Origin of the sequence: Emcibacter nanhaiensis (assembly GCF_006385175.1) — a bacterium.
Lineage (GTDB): Bacteria > Pseudomonadota > Alphaproteobacteria > Sphingomonadales > Emcibacteraceae > Emcibacter > Emcibacter nanhaiensis.
Map to the genome: position 1 here is coordinate 349127 of NZ_VFIY01000004.1, position 16585 is coordinate 365711.

At 56.0% G+C, this 16585-nt stretch carries 14 protein-coding genes; all 14 read left to right on the top strand.

Annotated elements, in window-relative coordinates:
- The first annotated feature begins 3 nt into the window (after positions 1-3).
- Positions 4-1521 carry an NADH-quinone oxidoreductase subunit M gene (locus FIV46_RS02095; protein ID WP_139938141.1) on the top strand — a complete coding sequence of 506 codons (1518 nt, stop codon included), beginning with the start codon at positions 4-6 and terminating at the stop codon, positions 1519-1521.
- Between the two features lie 15 nt (positions 1522-1536).
- A complete protein-coding gene (nuoN, locus tag FIV46_RS02100) occupies positions 1537-2997 on the top strand; it encodes an NADH-quinone oxidoreductase subunit NuoN (RefSeq protein WP_139938142.1) in 1461 nt (486 codons plus the stop codon).
- Positions 2998-3001: 4 nt separating this feature from the next.
- A complete protein-coding gene (locus tag FIV46_RS02105) occupies positions 3002-3769 on the top strand; it encodes a biotin--[acetyl-CoA-carboxylase] ligase (RefSeq protein ID WP_139938143.1) in 768 nt (255 codons plus the stop codon).
- Between the two features lie 27 nt (positions 3770-3796).
- Positions 3797-4570 carry a type III pantothenate kinase gene (locus tag FIV46_RS02110; protein WP_139938144.1) on the top strand — a complete coding sequence of 258 codons (774 nt, stop codon included), beginning with the start codon at positions 3797-3799 and terminating at the stop codon, positions 4568-4570.
- On the top strand, positions 4563-6239 hold the full coding sequence (locus FIV46_RS02115) for a ribonuclease J (RefSeq protein ID WP_181163014.1): 1677 nt from the start codon (positions 4563-4565) through the stop codon (positions 6237-6239). Before FIV46_RS02110 ends, FIV46_RS02115 begins: the two co-directional genes overlap by 8 nt.
- Before the next feature lie 19 nt (positions 6240-6258).
- The gene (gene mce / locus FIV46_RS02120; RefSeq protein WP_139938146.1) at positions 6259-6663 is read left to right on the top strand and encodes a methylmalonyl-CoA epimerase; all 405 of its coding nucleotides are present in this window, start codon (positions 6259-6261) and stop codon (positions 6661-6663) included.
- Between the two features lie 9 nt (positions 6664-6672).
- Entirely contained in the window at positions 6673-6915 is a 243-nt protein-coding gene (locus FIV46_RS02125) for a DUF1467 family protein (RefSeq protein WP_139938147.1), read from the top strand.
- 288 nt (positions 6916-7203) lie between these two features.
- A complete protein-coding gene (locus FIV46_RS02130; RefSeq protein ID WP_139938148.1) occupies positions 7204-7647 on the top strand; it encodes a hypothetical protein in 444 nt (147 codons plus the stop codon).
- Positions 7648-7716: 69 nt separating this feature from the next.
- Entirely contained in the window at positions 7717-9021 is a 1305-nt protein-coding gene (proS, locus tag FIV46_RS02135; RefSeq protein ID WP_139938149.1) for a proline--tRNA ligase, read from the top strand.
- Between the two features lie 9 nt (positions 9022-9030).
- Positions 9031-10287 (top strand): lipoprotein-releasing ABC transporter permease subunit, encoded by a 1257-nt coding sequence (locus FIV46_RS02140; RefSeq protein WP_139938150.1) that lies wholly within the window; start codon positions 9031-9033, stop codon positions 10285-10287.
- Entirely contained in the window at positions 10280-10975 is a 696-nt protein-coding gene (locus tag FIV46_RS02145) for an ABC transporter ATP-binding protein (protein ID WP_139938151.1), read from the top strand. Before FIV46_RS02140 ends, FIV46_RS02145 begins: the two co-directional genes overlap by 8 nt.
- A 106-nt stretch (positions 10976-11081) precedes the next feature.
- Positions 11082-14597, top strand: coding sequence for a DNA polymerase III subunit alpha (dnaE, locus tag FIV46_RS02150; RefSeq protein WP_139938152.1), 3516 nt, complete (start codon positions 11082-11084; stop codon positions 14595-14597).
- Positions 14594-15394, top strand: a complete 801-nt coding sequence (locus FIV46_RS02155) for an NUDIX hydrolase (RefSeq protein ID WP_139938153.1) — start codon at positions 14594-14596, stop codon at positions 15392-15394. The genes dnaE and FIV46_RS02155 overlap by 4 nt, the downstream gene beginning before the upstream one ends.
- A gap of 385 nt (positions 15395-15779) precedes the next feature.
- On the top strand, positions 15780-16583 hold the full coding sequence (locus FIV46_RS02160) for a THxN family PEP-CTERM protein (RefSeq protein ID WP_281280504.1): 804 nt from the start codon (positions 15780-15782) through the stop codon (positions 16581-16583).
- The last annotated feature ends 2 nt before the right edge of the window (positions 16584-16585 follow it).

Consider the following 16585-nt stretch of genomic DNA (forward strand, 5'->3'; position numbering starts at 1 on the left):
GTCATGAGTATTTTTGAACATTTCCCCTTCCTCTCGTTCATCACCTTCATGCCGCTGATCGGGGTGATCTTCCTGCTGATGGTGCGGGGTGATGAGGAACTGGTGGCCCGCAATTCACGCTTTGTGGCGCTGCTGACCACCATCGCGACCCTGATCTTCTCCCTGGTGTTGTGGTTCGGTTTTGACAAGACCACGGCGGACTTCCAGTTTGTCGAGCAGGCTGAATGGTTCGGCGGCGGGATCAGCTATTTCATGGGCGTGGACGGTATTTCCGTGCTCTTCGTTCTGCTGACCACTTTCATCATGCCGCTCTGTATCCTGGCCAGCTGGGACGCGATCACGACCCGGGTGCGGGAATATATGATCTGCTTCCTGATCCTGGAGACCCTGATGCTGGGTGTCTTCTGCTCCCTCGACATCGTATTGTTCTATCTGTTCTTCGAAGGCGGCCTGATCCCCATGTTCCTGATCATCGGCATCTGGGGCGGCCAGAACCGGGTTTATGCAGCCTACAAGCTGTTCCTCTATACCCTGGCCGGATCCGTGCTGATGCTGGTGGCGCTGCTCTATATGTATATGCAGGCCGGGACCACAAGCATTCCGGAAATGATGCAGTATGACTTTGCCGCAGGCGCCCAAACCTGGCTGTTCCTGGCGTTCTTTGCTTCCTTTGCAGTCAAGATGCCTATGTGGCCGGTCCACACCTGGCTGCCGGACGCTCACGTACAGGCGCCGACCGCGGGTTCCGTGATCCTGGCGGGTATCCTGCTGAAAATGGGCGGTTACGGTTTTCTGCGGTTCAGCCTGCCCATGTTCCCGATCGCGGCTGAGGAACTGTCCTGGCTGGTGCTGACTCTGTCCTGTATCGCCGTGGTCTACACCTCTCTGGTGGCCCTGATGCAGGAAGACATGAAAAAGCTGATCGCCTACAGTTCGGTCGCCCATATGGCCTATGTGACGCTGGGGATCTTCTCTTTCAATACCCAGGGCCTGGAAGGGGCCATCATGGTGATGCTGGCCCATGGCTTTGTCTCCAGTGCACTGTTCCTGTGTGTTGGCGTGATTTATGACCGCCTGCATACCCGTGAAATCGCCCGCTACGGCGGTCTGGCCAACAACATGCCCAAATATGCCCTGGTGTTCATGTTCTTCACCATGGCGTCCGTCGGGCTGCCGGGCACGGCCAACTTCGTCGGCGAGATCCTGGTGCTGGCCGGCCTGTTCAAATTCAGCACCTGGGCGACTTTCTTTGCCGCCACCGGCCTGATCCTCGGCGCCTCCTACATGCTGTGGCTCTATCGCCGGGTAATTTTCGGTGAACTGGTCAAGGAAGACCTCAAGGCGCTGCTCGATATGAACAGGCGGGAAATCTGGATCTTCACGCCGCTGGTGATCTTCACCCTGTGGATGGGGGTCTATCCGATAACCTTCCTGGATTTCATCCATGTTTCGGTAGCAAACCTGCTGCAGAACCATGAAGCCGCCATCAATGCCTTCAACATTGCCGCAAACGGTCAATAGGAAGGGGACAAGGAAATGACAAATACGATGCTTCCTGATCTGACAATTGCACTGCCCGAAATCATTCTGGCACTTGGCGCCCTGGCCCTGCTGATGCTCGGCGTGTTCCGCGGCAACCAGTCCACCTCCCTAGTGTCCTGGCTGGCGGTTGTGCTGATGGTTGTCGCCCTTGCGGTGACCGTGGGCGAGGCCGGTGAACGGACCTTTGCGTTCGGCAACATGTTTGTGGCCGATGGCTTTACCACCTTTATGAAGGTGCTGGTGTTGATTGCTTCCGCCCTGGCTGTCGTCATGTCGACGCAGTATTTCAAGGAACTGGACGAAGAGCGCTTTGAAGTGCCGGTTCTGATGGTTCTCGCTACCCTCGGTATGATGGTCATGGTCTCCGCCAACGACCTGATTTCGCTCTATATGGGCCTCGAGCTGCAGTCGCTGAGCCTTTATGTGCTGGCTTCTGTACGTCGTGACTCCGAACGGGCGACTGAATCCGGGCTGAAATATTTCGTGCTCGGGGCGCTGTCCTCCGGCATCCTGCTCTATGGATCCTCTATGGTGTACGGGTTTGTCGGCAGCACCAATTTCAGCGCCATTGCAGAAGCCCTGGCCCACAGCGGCGAACATGGCCCGGCCATCGGCGCCATTATCGGTTTGGTGTTTGTGCTGTCCGGTCTGGCCTTCAAGATTTCCGCGGTGCCGTTCCATATGTGGACACCGGACGTTTATGAGGGGGCGCCGACACCGATCACTTCTTTCTTTGCCGTGGCCCCGAAAGTGGCGGCTCTGGCCCTGCTGACCCGTGTGCTGTTTGTGCCGTTTGCCGAAATGAGCAGCGCCTGGCATCAGATCCTGGTGTTCATGTCCATCGCTTCCATGATCCTCGGTTCTGCCGCAGCCATCATGCAGACCAACATCAAACGCCTGATGGCTTACAGTTCCATCGGTCATATCGGGTTTGCCTTGGTTGGCCTTGCCGCCGGCACCGAACAGGGCGTATCCGGCCTGATCATCTATATGACCATCTATCTGGTGATGAATGTGGGGACCTTCGGTATCATTCTGTCCATGCGCCGCAAAGACGGCATGGTTGAGGAGATCGAGGATCTGTCCGGCCTGGCCCGGAGCCGTCCGGCCATGGCGGCCGTCCTCGCGATCTTCATGTTCTCGCTCGCAGGTATTCCGCCGCTGGCCGGCTTCTTCGGCAAATTCTATGTCTTTGTCGCCGCAGTTAACGAAGGCCTCTACCTGCTGGCGGTGATCGGCGTGCTGGCCAGCGTGATCGGCGCTTACTATTACCTGCGCATCGTCAAGGTCATGTATTTCGATAAACCGGCAGAGGAATTCCTGCCGCAGAAGTCGCGCGAGATGAAGCTGATCATGGCGGTTGCCGCCGTGCTGATCGTGGCCTTCATCCTGCCGCAGGTTTCCATGCCGGTGCTGGAAAGCGCCCAGGAAGCCGCCCGGGCGTTGCTGTCCTGATCACATGACGACAGCCAAGGATATTCAATTGCCTGAAGGTTACGGCCTTCAGGCTTTTGACGTTCTGGACAGCACCAACGAGGAAGCCAAGCGTCTCGCCGCTGAAAAACCGACACAACATCTCTGGGTCCAGGCGGATCAGCAATCCGCAGGGAAGGGGCGCCGCGGCCGTGAATGGATCTCAGAGCGTGGCAATCTGTTCTGCTCCCTGCTTTGGAAAGCGGATTGTGATCTGAAAACCGCTTCCCAGTTGTCTTTTGTCTCGGCACTGGCGGTGCGGGATGTGATCGCCGACTTTTTGCAGGCGGACCGGCGGGTACTGTGCAAATGGCCCAATGACGTGCTGGTGGACGGGAAAAAGGTAAGCGGTATCCTGCTGGAAACGGCGGGAGAAGGACTAACCGATCCGGAATATGTTATCATCGGCATCGGGATTAACCTGTCCAGGCATCCTGAAGAGGCTCTCTATCCCGCGAGCAACCTGGCTGAACTCGGCTGTCCGGATCTGGAGCCGCTGCCGGCGTTGCAGTCCCTGGTGGCATCCCTGGACTATTGGATGACGGAATGGCGCCAGAAGGGATTTGATTATATCCGCCGTCGCTGGCTTGAGCGGGCTAAAGGGCAGGGGGAACAGATCATTATTCGCCTGCCGGACGAGGAAATACACGGAAGATTCATTGACCTTGATGTTACCGGCGGGTTAAAAGTTGAGACAGAAAGCGGCATCCGTGTCATTGCCGCGGGTGATGTGTTTTTTGCGCCGGCCGGATAGGCGGCCTGAACAGTCGAGGGACCCAAGATGCTGTTAGCAATAGATGCCGGGAATACCAATATTGTCTTCGCCTTGCACGACGGTGACGAGCTTCGCCACAAATGGCGTATTTCCAGCTCCTCCAGCCGCACCGCCGACGAATATATGGTCTGGCTGACCCAGCTGATGAACCTTGAAGGGTTTAATCCCTCAGCTGTCACCGGCGCCATTATCGCCACCGTGGTGCCCCAGGCGCTGTTCCCGCTGCAACTTCTCTGTCGCCGCTACTTCAACTGCGAGGCTATGGTGGTGGGGGAATCCGGTATCGACCTGGGAATTGACATCAAGCTGGAAAATCCCCGGGAAGTGGGGGCAGACCGTCTGGTCAACGCGGTTGCGGCGCACAAGCTGTATGGCGGGCCGATGGTGATAATCGACTTCGGCACCGCCACCACTTTTGATGTGATCGACGACCAGGGCAACTATCACGGCGGGGTGATTGCGCCGGGCGTGAATCTGTCCATGGAAGCCCTGCATATGGCGGCGGCAAAACTGCCCCGCGTCGCAGTTGAAAAACCGGCGAAAGTCATTGGCAGCGGTACAGTGTCGGCCATGCAGTCCGGGATTTTCTGGGGTTATATCGGCCTGATCGAGGGCATTGTGCAGCGAGTCCGCAAGGAATATGGCAAGCCCATGAAGGTGCTGGCCACCGGCGGTCTGGCGCCGCTGTTCAACGATTCCACCGATATTATCGAAATTGTCGACCAGGAACTGACCACCCGCGGGCTGTTCGAGATATATGACCGGAACAAACATGACTGAGGACCGGGACGAACTTCATTTCCTGCCTCTGGGCGGCTCCGGTGAAATCGGCATGAACCTCAACCTCTATGGGTTCGGGCCGAAAGACCGCCAGGACTGGATTATGGTGGATTGCGGGGTTTCCTTCGCCGACATCTATTATCCGGGCATTGACCTTCTGATGCCGGAAATCGGCTTTATCGAGGACCGCAAGGACCATCTGCTCGGCATGATCATTACCCATGCGCATGAGGACCATGTGGGTGCTGTGGCCCATCTCTGGCCCTATCTTCGCTGTCCGGTCTATGCCACACCGTTTACCGCCATCCTGCTGCGCGGCAAGCTGGAAGAGCAGGGCCTCCTCGATCAGGTGGAAATCCATGAAATCCCGCTGGGCGGCAGTTTTACAGCCGGCCCCTTCGAGGTGGAATATGTTACCCTGACCCATTCCATCCTCGAGCCCAATGCGCTCCGGATCAAAACGCCGCTTGGCAATATATTCCACACCGGTGACTGGAAAATCGATCCCGATCCGCTGATCGGTGATGCCGTGGATGCCACGCAGATGGGAAATATCGGCGATGAAGGGGTGCTGGCCCTGGTCTGTGATTCCACCAACGTCTTCAATGTTCAGCCGACCGGCTCGGAAAAGGCGGTGCGGGATAATATGATCCAGCTGCTGTCCGGCAAAAAAGGCAGAATATTCTGCACGACCTTTGCCTCCAATGTTGTCCGGGTGGAAACCCTGGCCAAGGTGGCAGAGGCCAGCGGACGCCATCTGTGCCTGGTCGGTGCATCCCTGAAGCGCAATGTGGCCGCCGCCCGCAAGGCCGGCTACCTTACCGATTTCCCGCCGGTGGTGGATGAAGAGGAGGCGGGCTACCTGCCGCCGGAAAAAGTCCTGTTTGTCTGCACCGGCTGCCAGGGGGAAGCCCGGGCCGCCATGATGCGGATTGCCCAGGACAATCACCGCAGTATTTCCATCTCCAGGGGCGATACGGTGGTGTTTTCTTCCAAGATTATCCCGGGTAATGAACTGACCCTCGGCCGGCTGCATAATCACCTGGTGGACAAGGGCGCGGATGTCATTACCGAAAAGGACGCCTTTGTGCACGTCTCCGGGCATCCCGGGCAGAAGGAACTGCTGCAGATGTATAACTGGACCCGGCCGGACATCCTGGTGCCGGTGCACGGGGAACTGCGCCATATGACTCACCAGGCGGAACTTGGACAGTCACACGGGATCGAGAAAACCATTGTCCCGCGCAATGGCCACCGGATCCGGCTGGCGCCCGAGGGACCGGAACTGCTGGACGAAGTGGAACATGGCTATATGGCCCTTGATGGCCAGTTCCTGGTGTCTGCCGAGGATGAGGCCATCGTCACCCGCCGCCGCCTGATGTATAACGGCGGCCTGGTGGTGTCTCTTGTGCTCAAACCGGATTTTGACCTGGCCTGTACGCCGGAAATTACGATTTTGGGCCTGGTGGATGATGACGAAGGCGGACTCATTCCCTATATAAGACAACATATACTGGATCGCTATGATCGCCTGCCTGACCGGGTTCTCAGGAATGACAGTGCCCTGAAAGAGGAAATCAGGATTGTGGCGCGGCGGTCCGGCAAGGCATTTGGCAACCGGGAAACCGGACCTGTGACCATCGTCAATATATTGCGCCTGGATGGGTGAAAATTAGCTGGAGGAATATATGATTGGAAAACTGAACCATGTCGCCATTGCGGTGCCGGACCTGGAGGCTGCAGCCGATCTGTATCGTAATACCCTGGGCGCCACCGTTTCCGAAGCGGTTGACCAGCCCGATCACGGGGTGACGACTGTATTTATCGAATTGCCCAACACCAAGATTGAGTTGTTGCATCCCCTGGGCGAGAATTCACCGATTGCCGGTTTTCTGGCCAAGAACCCGGCCGGTGGTATGCATCATGTCTGCTATGAGGTGGACGATATCACGGCCGCGGCGGAAAAGCTGAAGGCGGACGGGCTGCGTATCCTTGGCGACGGCAACCCGAAAATCGGCGCCCACGGCAAACCGGTGCTGTTTCTACACCCCAAGGATCTGTGCGGGACCCTGGTTGAACTGGAAGAAGTATAGGATTATCCCATGAGTATAGCTGGACATATTGTCGTTTTTGCCGTCGCCTGGTGGATGATCCTGTTTATGGTGTTGCCCTTTGGCGTGCGGAATCATCATGAAGCCGGGGAAGAGGGGGATGACGGCATTGAAATGGCCGCTCCGGTGAAACCCAATATCGGTAAAAAAATGCTGATCACCACGGCCCTCACCATCGTGGTCTGGGCCTGTTTCTGGGCGGTTGTGGAATTCAAGCTGATTACGCTGAGCTAAAGGCTGGTGAACAGGCAAAAAAAATGCAAGGCCTTTTGGCCTTGCGTTTTGTTTTTTTAATACGTTTCTTCTTGTTTTTATTTGCCCGTATTGTTGGTTTTTTTGGTGTAGGTTTTTTTCCTCCCCAAACTTGGGCCTCCCGTTTGAAAAGACGTTAGTTCAGACTTTGCCCCTTGTCATCACAAAACTTTAATAATCGGAAAATTTTTCTGATTTTGTTGCAAAAAAGCAACAGACGGCTAATTGGCGGAAATGATATATAATATAGATAGATAGAGAGGTATCAGAATGAAATGTGTTTTTTCCGCCACGCTGTTAGCTGCCTTATTTATGGTTAACGTGGCATATGCAGACAAGCAGGTAATTGTGGTGGATCATAACATCTGCCGACAGCTTGTTCCCCATGTTCCGGCGCCGGATGTGGAATATAAACCCGGAGAGGATGTAAGGGGGCAACAGGTTGTTCCGGCAGATATTCCCGGCTCTTATCCGCAATTTGCGACCGGAGATGCATCATTTTATCTGGTGCAGGATCTGGCGGACCTGGCCGGCAGCAGGATGAAGGAAAAATATCCAGGCCTCAGCCAGGATATGATCGTGGGTTATGTGGAACTCAAAAACGGGGTTGCTTATTTGAACGGCAAACCGCTATCGGCGCAGCAAAACAGTGAACTTGTCTATATATGCCGGAAAATAAAGTCAGAAAAACTGGCCCCCGATGAGAAAAGATAATTGCACTCGCCGGAAAGCCTGTTAAGAACTAGTACAAGCTATGTAAATAAACAATAACCAGGTACTGAAATGCGCCTTTCTACATATTTTCTTCCTACGCTGAAAGAAAACCCCAGCGAAGCACAGGTGGTGTCCCACCGTCTGATGTTACGGTCAGGCATGATCCGGCAGACCAGCGCCGGGATCTATATCTGGCTACCGCTCGGCCTGAAAGTGTTGCGCAATATCGAGCAGATCGTTCGCGAGGAACAGAACCGGGCCGGGGCCCAGGAACTGCTGATGCCGACCATCCAGTCTGCCGAGCTGTGGCAGGAAAGCGGGCGCTACGACGCCTACGGCAAGGAGATGCTGCGCATCACCGACCGGCATGACCGCGAAATGCTCTATGGTCCCACCAACGAGGAAATGATCACCGACCTGTTTCGCAACAACCTGAAAAGCTACAAGGATGTGCCCAAGATGCTGTATCACATCCAGTGGAAGTTCCGGGACGAGATCCGGCCCCGGTTCGGGGTGATGCGCGGCAGGGAATTCCTGATGAAGGACACCTACAGCTTTGACCTGGATGAGGAGGGCGCCCGGGAATCCTACAATAAAATGTATGTGGCCTATCTCAGGACCTTCGCCCGGCTTGGCATGGTGGCCATTCCTGTGAAGGCGGATACCGGCGCCATCGGTGGTGATCTCAGCCATGAATTCCAGATCCTGGCGGAAACCGGCGAAAGCACGCTCTATTATGACAAAGCGATCGAGGAGTTCGAGCTCCACAAACTGACCGGTGATATTGATGCCGATACCATTTCCAGCCTGCAGGGCATTTATGCCATGGAAGAGGAAAAGCACGACCCGGCTACCTGTCCGGTTGCCGCAGAAGACCTGCGCACTGCCAAGGGCATCGAGGTCGGTCATATCTTCTATTTCGGCGATAAATATTCCAAGGCCATGGGTGCCCAGGTCACCGGACCGGATGGCAAGCTGGTCAATGTGGAAATGGGCTCCTACGGTATTGGCGTCTCCCGCCTGGTCGGCGCCCTGATTGAAGCCAACCACGACGAGAACGGCATTATCTGGCCGGAGGCGGTCGCCCCGTTCAAGGTCGGTCTGGTCAACCTGCGCGGCAAGGATGAAGCCTGTACGGTGGCCAGCGAGGCCCTGTACCAGAAGCTGCAGAACGCCGGGGTCGAGGTGCTCTATGACGACCGGGAAGTAGGCGGCGGCGTCAAATTCGCCAACATGGACCTGATCGGCCTGCCCTGGCAGGCGGTGATCGGGCCCAAAGGGCTGGAAAAAGGTGTCATCGAGTTTAAGAACCGCCGCACCGGTGAGCGGGAAGAGTTGAGCGAGGACGAACTGCTGAATCGCTTGACCGCATAAGGGGGTATAATGTTTCGGTCCTTTGAATGGATGCTGGCCTTCAGATATCTCAGGCTCAAGGGGCATGAGGGATTTATCTCGGTTATCGCGATATTTTCGCTGCTCGGCATTATCCTTGGCGTTATGGCCCTGATCGCGACAATGAGCGTCATGGGCGGCTTCCGCGAAGAACTTCTGGGCAAGGTCATCGGTTTCAAGGGACATCTGCTGTACCAGCCGGTCGGCGGCAAGATCAGCGATTATGAACGCTCGGTGGAACTTCTGTCTTCGGTACAGAATGTGGTGCATGTGGATCCGATCATTGAGGGGCAGGTCATGGCGTCCTTCGGCGATTACGCCACCGGCGCTATTGTCCGCGGCATGCGGCCGGAAGACCTTAAAGAACGCCCTCTGGTGGCTGATCATATTGTCGCCGGCAGCCTGGATGATTTCGGAACGGGGGACCATGACCTGGCGGTCGGGGTCCGGCTGGCGGAAAATTACAATCTCCATGTCGGAAGCCTGGTGACCCTGATTACGCCGAAGGGCAGGGTAACGCCGTTTGGCACCGTGCCAAGACTGTCGAGTTATGAAATCAAGGCCATATTCGAAGTCGGCGAATATAATTATGACTCCGGCTATTTCTTCATGCCGCTGGACCAGGCCCAGAAATATTTCAAATATGGCGATACGGTCCAATATCTGGAAATCACCCTCACTCATCCGGATTTGATCACCGAAACCTACCCCTATATCGACCAGAGGCTCAAGGCGACCGGCCATCTCGGTCGGTTGGTGGACTGGCGCATCCTGAACAAAAGCTTCTTCAATGCGCTGCAGATTGAACGCAATGTGATGTTCATCATCCTGACCCTGATTATTCTGGTGGCCGTGTTTAATGTGATTTCCACCATGATCATGCTGGTCCGCAGCAAGAACAAGGACATCGCTATTCTCCGGACCATGGGGGCATCCCGGGCGTCCATCCTCCGGGTGTTTTTCATTACCGGGTCGACAATCGGGGTCCTGGGGACGTTTCTCGGCGTGTGGGCAGGGGTGTCGCTTGCGAAAAATCTTCAGAATATCTCTGACCTTATCGAAAAACTGACCGGCGCCAAGGTCTGGGACGCGGAAATCCGTTTTATTTCCGAAATCCCGGCCATTATTGATCCGGGTGAGGTCATTGCGGTGACCGTTGTCTCCCTGACGCTGACCTTCCTCGCGACCCTTTATCCGGCCTGGCGGGCGGCCAAAACCGATCCGGTGGAGGCGCTGCGCTATGAGTAATCCGATCCTGCAGCTGCAGAATATTCATCGTCATTTCTTTCAGGGCGGGGAAGACCTGCATATCCTCAAGGGGGTTAACCTGGAAATCCAGGCGGGGGAAACTGTTTCCCTGGTCGGGGCGTCGGGTGCCGGCAAGTCCACTCTGCTGCATATCACCGGGCTGTTGGAAAAGGCCAATGAAGGCGATGTGATGATTGACGGCGTGTCCTGCAACGGCCTGTCCGACATCAAAAGGACCCGCATTCGCCGTAACGAAATCGGTTTTGTCTATCAGTTCCATCACCTGTTGCCGGAATTCACGGCGCTGGAAAATGTGGTGATGCCGCAGATGATTGCCGGTGTTGGCGGCAACAAGGCCCGGAAACGGGCCGAGGAACTTCTGGAAAAAATGGGACTGGCGGAGCGTTTGACCCACCGGCCGGCCCAGCTGTCCGGCGGGGAACAGCAGCGGGTCGCCATCGCCCGGGCGCTGGCCAACCGGCCGAAACTGCTGCTGGCGGACGAACCGACCGGCAACCTGGATGAAACCACAGGCGGCGAAGTGCTCAACATCCTGCTGGACCTGGCCCGGGAAGAGGGAACGGCGGCCCTGCTGGCGACTCACAACACCTCTTTTGCAAAGCGAACGGCAAGCTGTGTCATTCTCAAGGACGGCAAGCTGCACAAGGGCGTCAAGATGGGGGCCTGAGGGCTTTACCCTTTACATGATATTGGCGTGGAAGTATCTTTGTCCTGCCGTGCCGCGCGCCGGCATTAGCGGATTCTATCAGTAACTTTTTATCACTCGGGCGGGTATGTCGAACCACAGCTTTATTCATCTCAGACTTCATACCGCCTATTCCCTGTCCGAAGGCGCGATTCATGTAAAAGCCCTGCCCAAGCTCTGCACCCAGCATAATATGCCGGCCGTGGCCATTACCGACACCAATAATATGTTCGGCATGCTGGAGGCCTCCCTGACCCTGCCGGGGAGCGGCATCCAGCCGATTGTCGGCTGTTGCCTGTCCATTACCCATGGTCCGGAAGAGCTGCAGGGCACGGTCAGGCGGCCCGAACCGGGATCCATTGCCCTGCTGGCCCAGACCGACCAAGGCTATCACAACCTGATGGAGCTGGTCAGTCAGGCCCATCTGGAATCGGCGGTGCATGAGCCGCCGCAGATCGGGCTCAGCCTCCTGGAGGGCAAGACCGACGGCGTGATCTGCCTGAGCGGCGGTCACAAGGGGCCGATCGGCAAATATCTGCTCGACGAGGACGAGGAAAAGGCAGCGGAGGTCACGCGCAAACTGATGGCGCTGTTCCCGGGACGCCTCTATATGGAACTGATGCGCCATGGGATGAGTGAGGAGGAGCAGTGCGAAGATAAACTGCTGGATCTGGCCTATGCCCATGATATTCCCCTGGTGGCGACAAATGACGTGCATTTTCCCACCCGGAATATGTATGCCGCCCATGACGCGCTGCTGTGTATTGCCGACGGCGCTTATGTGGAGCAGGACGACCGGCGCAAACTGACGCCGGAACATTATTTCAAGTCGCCCGATGAAATGGCCAGGCTGTTCGAGGACCTGCCGGAGGCTATCACCAACACGGTGGTTGTGGCCCAGAGGTGCGCTTACAAGGTCCCGACTATTGATCCGATTCTGCCGAAATTTACTGCTGACGAGAATACCTCCGAAGCCGAGACGTTGCGCCAGTTTGCCACAAAGGGCCTGGAAGCCCGCCTCGAGGCCCATGTCTTTACCGGGGACGAAACGCCGGAAGAGCGCGAGGAAAAGGCCAAGCCCTATTTTGACCGGCTGGATTATGAACTGGGCATTATCATCAATATGGATTTTCCCGGTTACTTCCTGATCGTGTCGGACTTCATCCAGTGGTCCAAGGACCATAATATCCCGGTGGGGCCGGGGCGTGGCTCTGGCGCCGGCTCCGTGGTCGCCTGGGCATTGTTGATTACTGATCTTGATCCGTTGCGGTTCAGCCTGCTGTTCGAACGTTTCCTTAATCCCGAACGCGTGTCCATGCCGGACTTTGATATCGACTTCTGCCAGGACAAACGCGACCAGGTGATCAAATATGTGCAGGATAAATACGGCCATGACCAGGTGGCGCAGATCATTACCTTCGGTAAGCTGCAGGCCCGGGCCGTGGTCCGTGATGTGGGCCGGGTGCTGCAGATGCCTTATGGTCAGGTGGACCGGCTGTCGAAGATGATTCCCAGCAATCCGGCCAATCCGGTCACCCTGTCCGAGGCGCTGGAGAGCGAGGAACGGCTGCAGGCGGAGCGGGACAGCGACCCGACCACGGCGCGGCTGATTGATATGGCCCTGCAGCTCGAAGGCCTGTACCGCCATGCCTCGACCCATGCCGCCGGCGTGGTGATCGGTGACAGGCCACTGCATCAGCTGGTGCCGCTCTACCGCGATCCCAAGTCGGACATGCCGGTGACCCAGTTCAACATGAAGTTTGTCGAGCAGGCCGGACTGGTCAAGTTCGACTTTCTGGGCCTGAAAACCCTGACGGTGCTGGCCAAGGCCGTGGAAAATATCAGGCCCCGCGGCATCGATATCGACCTGTCGCAGGTGCCGCTGGACGACAAACCGTCTTTCGAATTGATGGGCCGGGGTAAGACCGTGGGCGTGTTCCAGCTGGAAAGTAGCGGCATGCAGAATGTGCTGCTGCAGATGAAACCCGACCTGTTCGAGGATATCATCGCTGTGGTGGCGCTGTACCGTCCGGGCCCGATGGACAATATTCCCCGCTATATCGCCTGTAAACATGGCGAGGAAGAGCCGGATTACCTGCATCCGCTGCTGGTGGAGGTGCTGAAGGAAACCTACGGGGTGATCATTTACCAGGAACAGGTGATGCAGATCGCCCAGATCCTGGCCGATTATTCCCTTGGTGAAGCCGACCTGCTGCGCCGGGCCATGGGCAAGAAGATTGCCGCGGAAATGGACAAACAGAGGGCCCGGTTCCAGGAAGGGGCCGATAACAAGGGGGTGGATCCCAAGCAGGCGGCCCATATTTTCGACCTGGTGGCCAAATTCGCCGGCTACGGTTTCAACAAGTCCCACGCCGCCGCCTATGCCCTGGTGGCCTATCATACCGCCTATCTCAAGGCCAATTTCCCGGTCGAGTTTATGGCGGCCATCATGTCGCTCGACCTGAACAACACCGACAAGCTGCAGATCTTCAAGGAAGAGTTGAAAAGCCTGCATATCCCGATCCTGCCGCCGGATGTCAATAAATCACAGGTTGAATTTTCCGTCGAGGTGATCGAGGGCGAGAGGGACGACGAACATATCGGCGGCGCCCGCGGAGACGGTGTGTTGCGCGGCGTGCGTTATGCGCTGGCCGGGCTGAAGAATGTAGGCTCGGCCGCCATGGAGTCCCTGGTCGCGGAGCGGGAAAAGAACGGACCTTTCAAGAGCCTGGAGGATTTCTGCGCCCGGATCGACACCCACCATATCAACAAGCGGGCGCTGGAAAATATGGCCAAGGCCGGGGCGTTTGACAGTATTAATCCGAACCGGGCCCAGGTATTCCAGTCGGTGGAAATGCTGCTCAAGCAGGCCAGCGCCGCAACCCAGGAGAGAAACAGCGACCAGGTCAGCCTGTTCGGTGATGTGGTTGAGGAGCCGAATCTGGTCCTGCCGGACGTCAATGACTGGGCCCTGATTGACAGGCTGAACAATGAACGCGAAGCGATCGGCTTTTACCTGTCCGCCCATCCGCTGGACGCCTACGACAAAGTCCTGGCGCGGCAGAAAGTGGTGCCGTCCAGCGAGATCGAGGCGCGGGCCACCGGCAAGGGCGGGGTGGTCAAGCTGGCCGGCACGATCCAGAGCCTGAAGGAAAAACGCTCCCAGCGCGGCAATAAATATGCCTTCCTTGGCCTGTCGGATGCGGCCGGCGCCTATGAAGTGACACTGTTTTCCGAAGTTTTGAACGCCAAGCGGGACATGCTGGAAGCGGGCAACTCGGTGATTGTGACCGCGGAAGTGCGGAAAACCGATGAAGGGGCGGTCAGGCTGACGGCTCAGGGGATTGAATCCATCGACCAGGTTGCCGCCCGGACCGCCAAGGGACTGGAAATCTTTGTCGAGAATGAAAAGTCCCTGACCGCGGTGAAGGAGATACTCGAGCAGCATAAAGGGGGGCGGGGGACTGTTACCTTTAAAATCAAGGTTGATGACGGGGAAAAGTTCGACATAGATGTGGAACTGGGCGAAGGCTATGTGATATCACCAGCCGTTCGCAACGCGATTGTCACCATGAAAGGCATTACGGAGGCCCGGGAAATATGAGTTCAGAGACCAAAAAAATCGCCACCCCAATTGATTCCGCGACCGTCATTCTGGTGCGTGATGGTTATGACGGGCTCGAAGTGCTGGTGGGGGAGCGTCATGGTGATATCAAGTTCGCCGGCGGAGCGCGGGTTTTTCCTGGCGGTAAAGTGGATCCGCTCGACAAAAAGGCCGAGCTTGAATGGGCCGGGGAAACTGAAGAGAAGTTACCCGAACAGTTCCGCGGCCTGCGGTTTACCGCTATTCGCGAAGTCTTTGAAGAAACCGGCCTGATCATTGCGAAAAAGAACGGATATTCGCTTACCGAAGATCAGCGTGCGGCAATAGACAGGGAGTATCGTGACCGGGTGCATTATCAGGGTATGGGCCTGCTGGATTTTATGAAGGAGAATGGCCTGGGCCCTGATCTGGAGGCCTGTGTGCCGTTTGCCCACTGGATCACGCCTGTTGCCCGACCCAAGCGGTTTGACACGCGCTTTTTTGTTTGTGAAGCGCCGGAGGGGCAGGTTGCCAAGGCGGACGGCCAGGAAATCATCGACGTGATCTGGGCGACCCCGACCAGGATTATCGAGGAGGCGGACGGGACTCTGATGTTCCCGACACTCATGAATTTGAAAAAGATTGCAGAATTCGGTTCAGTCAGGGAACTGATGGAAGATACGGCAGGACGGGAAATTGTCACAGTATTGCCGGAAATCAGGAAAAATGAGGCGGGGGAAGTCAGAATCGTTGCCGAGGAGGCAGGATATGGTTCTGTGGATCAAAATAGCGTTCATCCCGGTATTTCAAAGGATTAGGGGAATAACCCGACCGGTCCTTCTGCGACTGAAAATAGCCGGTGTCAGATTTCTTTACAGTGCATGGAATATTAAAAGAACCTAAAGAGTATATTAAGTCATTGATAAATAATGATTTATTGTAAGAAAAGCGGAAAAGTGGGGGGATATTTCTGGTTTTAGGTGTCGATATTTTTTACACAATTGCATGTGATGTCAGGGCGGATATTGTTAACTTGTTGCAATTAAAGGAAAAAATAAATTGGCACGCTACTTGCTTATAAAGATACCGTTATCAGATGATGTGGTACGAGCCACGAACGAGTAGTTGAGTACTTATAGATTTTTAATTTTCCATGTATGGTTGCGTTACGCTGCACTCATACGAACATCACAGGAGGTTATTGTGAAAAGCAATAAGATAATTTCCCTTATCACTGGCGCTATCGCAAGTGTTGTGGTTATGGGTTCAGCTCATGCTGGAACCATGATTACTGAATGGAAGCTGACAGCCGATGCAGCCTTTCAGGATGAAACTGGTGAACCGCTTGCGGATCTCATTAACAACGGCGACTATATTTCCTGGGGCCTTGAAGGCGGAAATTACAGTCATCTGGTCATTGGTGACCAGAGCGGTTACGACGGTACAACCCCGGCTGCCAACGCCAACGGTCACACCGAAGTAAACGGCATCATGACCAACGGTGCTTTTGAAGATGCAGCCACCCTGACACACGTGAACAACGTGATCGCGTACAATACTTCGCTGACCAGCGTGACCATCCAGGATACCATCAGCCTTGAAGCTGTTAGCCCGGCTGGTTTCTCCCTGGGTCCGATCGTGTTCCCGCTGTTCATCGAGTTCCAGGAAACTCCGAACACTGAAGGCACTTGTGTTGATGACTCTATCAGCGTGTGTGACGATATCTTCGTACTGGTAAACCCGGAAAACCTGTCCTTCAGCTTCGTTGAAGACGGATACCTCTATACCGTTACTCTGGACCTGGGTGACACATCCTTCCTGGATGATGATGCCTGTGCCCTTGCTGGTGCCGAATCAGGTTGTCAGGGCTTCCTGACCGAAGAAAATACCTTTACAACTCTCTACACCTCAGTGGCCATCACTGCGGAAGAAGTTTCCGAGCCTGCCATGCTGGGTCTGCTCGGCCTGGGTCTGGTCTTCGCCGGCCTGCGTCGCCGCAAAGCCTGAGG